Here is a 584-nt window from a genome sequence, read left to right as displayed (position 1 = left end):
ACCGATGGCATGCGCGAACCATAATTTCGGCCCGCAAACGCGGATGGCCGGCAATCCCACCCACTCCCTGACCGGGTTTCCAAAGGGCGACTGCCCTTTGGTGGGTCAAGGGCAAAGCCCTTGTCAGGCCATGCGCCCAATCCGGTGCGCCAAATGAGGCGGGTTCTTTCCGCTCTGGGCGCGCGGTTTTCGCCGCGGGCGCGCCTGGCGCATGCCTTGCGGCTGATCGAGGACGGGGATGTGGTGGCCGGGGTGGCGCTGTTGGGCAGCGTGGCCGAGGCCGGGGTGCCGGAGGCGCAGTTTCGGGTAGGCCGGGCTTATCTGGATGGCACCGGCGTGCCGCCCAGCCTGGTGGAGGGTGCGCGCTGGATGCGTCGCGCGGCCGAGGCCGGATGGGTCGAGGCCCGGATGGTGCTGGGCACGCTGTATCTGTTCGGCCTGCCGCGCGAAGGCGCGGCGGACGAGGGCGTGCGTCTGGTGGCCGAGACGCCGGCCGATCGGGTGCCCGATCCGGTCGAGGCGGCCCGGTGGGCGCTGCTGGCGGCCGAAGCCGGATCGCCCGATGCGCAGGCATTGTATGGCTA

1 protein-coding gene is annotated in these 584 nt (G+C 70.7%); it reads left to right on the top strand.

The annotated features are described in order from the left end of the window. Positions 1 to 153: 153 nt before the first annotated feature. Positions 154 to 584: tetratricopeptide repeat protein (locus ABF821_RS19455; protein WP_415531276.1), on the top strand; the 431-nt coding region annotated here is incomplete at its 3' end.

Source organism: Gluconacetobacter sp., from assembly GCF_047721585.1.
GTDB classification, from domain to species: domain Bacteria; phylum Pseudomonadota; class Alphaproteobacteria; order Acetobacterales; family Acetobacteraceae; genus Gluconacetobacter; species Gluconacetobacter dulcium.
Note: the sequence above shows the minus strand (reverse complement) of the source record. Positions and strands in the feature narration are given on the sequence as shown.